This is a genomic window from Monashia sp. HAY1-2A, from assembly GCF_056755315.1.
The window spans coordinates 1-1,712 of record NZ_JBNDHY010000289.1; the positions used below are offsets into that span (position 1 = coordinate 1).

Annotated in this window: 2 protein-coding genes; one reads left to right on the plus strand and one right to left on the minus strand. The window is 75.9% G+C overall.

The annotated features are described in order from the left end of the window. Positions 1 to 1,055, minus strand: a 1,055-nt coding sequence (locus ACPYOM_RS21860) for an NAD(P)/FAD-dependent oxidoreductase (RefSeq protein ID WP_481347569.1), incomplete at its 3' end; no start/stop codon positions are given. Positions 1,056 to 1,079: 24 nt separating this feature from the next. Between ACPYOM_RS21860 and ACPYOM_RS21865 the strand changes: the two genes are divergently transcribed. Continuing rightward, positions 1,080 to 1,712: iron-containing alcohol dehydrogenase (locus ACPYOM_RS21865; RefSeq protein WP_481347570.1), on the plus strand; the 633-nt coding region annotated here is incomplete at its 3' end.

The window sequence follows — 1,712 nt, forward strand, 5'->3', positions numbered from 1 at the left end:
GTGTCGGCACCGTGCGGCAGGCCCGCGATCTGGAGGCGCAGGTCGGCCTGGTCGCTCCAGAACCACGGCACGCTGTCATAGGGCTCGGGCCGGCCGGACAGCGTCGCGGCGGCGGCCCGGGCCTGGTCGGTCGCGTGCGGCACGCTCTCCAGCCGGGTCGGGCCGGCGCGCCCGCGGGAGAAGGGGTTCGGGCCGACGGTGCAGTCACCGGCGGCGACGGTGCGACCGTCGGACGCGCGGGCGAACCGGTCGACGACGATGCCGCGCGGCTCGACCTCCAGGCCGAGCCGGCGGGCGAGGTCGGTCCGTGGCTCGACGCCCGTGCCGACGACGACGAGGTCCGCCTCGAGCTCGGTGCCGTCGGCCAGCACGACCGCCTCGGCGCGACCGGCGGTGCCGTGGATCCGCATCGCCCGTGCCCCGAGGAGGACCCGGGTGCCGCGGCGTCGGTGGCCCTCGAGGTAGAAGGCCGACAGCTCGGGGGTCACCGCGCGCGACAGCAGGCGGTCGGCGACCTCGACGACCGTGACGTCCGCGCCGAGGGCCCGGGCGCTCGCCGCCACCTCCAGCCCGATGAAGCCGCCGCCGACGACGACCACCGACCGGGCGGCCCGGACCGCGGGAACGAGCGCGTCGGCATCGGCGAGGCTGCGCAGCGCCAGGACGCGGTCGAGGTCGGCGCCCTCGACCGGGAGGGTCCGGTTGACGGCCCCGGTCGTCAGCGCCAGGCGGTCCCAGACGATCTCGCGACCTGTGTCGGTGCGGGCGGTGCCCGCGATCTCGTCGCCGTTCCGGGAGAGGTCCACGACCCGCTCGCCGGTCAGCAGCTCCACGCCGTGCTCCGCGAACCACGAGGCGGGACGGAAGACCAGCGAGGCCCGGTCGTGCTCGCCGCGCAGGTAGGTCTTCGACAGGGGTGGGCGCTCGTACGGTGGCTCGGGCTCCTCACCGACGAGGACGACGGGGGAGTCGTCCCCGAGCTCGCGCAGCGCCGTGACGAGCGAGATGCCCGCCTGCCCTGCCCCGACGACGAGGATCGTGCGGTCGGCAGCCATGTCCGCCAGCCTAGGGTGGACGACATGACGTGGACGCCGACGACCCCGGAGACCGTCTTCACCTACGGCGCCCCGACGCTGAAGTTCGGCCCCGGATCGGCGGACGAGGTCGGGCACGACGTCGTCGCCCTCGGCGCCCGCCGGGTCCTCGTCGTCACCGACCCCGGCGTCCTCGCCACGGGCGCTCCCGACCGGGTCGCCGACGGCATCCGGTCCGCGGGTGCGGAGGTCGTCGTCCACGACTCGGCCCATGTCGAGCCGACCGACGCCAGCCTCGTCGCCGCCGCCGAGCGCGCCCGGGTCGAGGGTCCCTTCGACGCGTTCGTCGCGGTCGGTGGCGGCTCGGCGATCGACACCGCCAAGGCGGTCGACCTGCTGCTCACCGACGGCGGGGACCTCATGGACTACGTCAACCTGCCCGTCGGTGCGGGCCGGGCCCCGTCGCGGCCGCTCGCGCCCCTCGTGGCTGTGCCCACGACGACCGGCACCGGGGCCGAGAGCACGACGATCTGCGTCCTCGAGCCACGTCCGGCTGCGGCCCGTGCTCGCGGTGGTGGACCCCCGACTGACCGTGACCCAGCCGGCCGGCGTCACGGCGAGCGCCGGCATGGACATCCTCTGCCACGCCCTCGAGAGCTGGACGGCGCGGCCGTACAC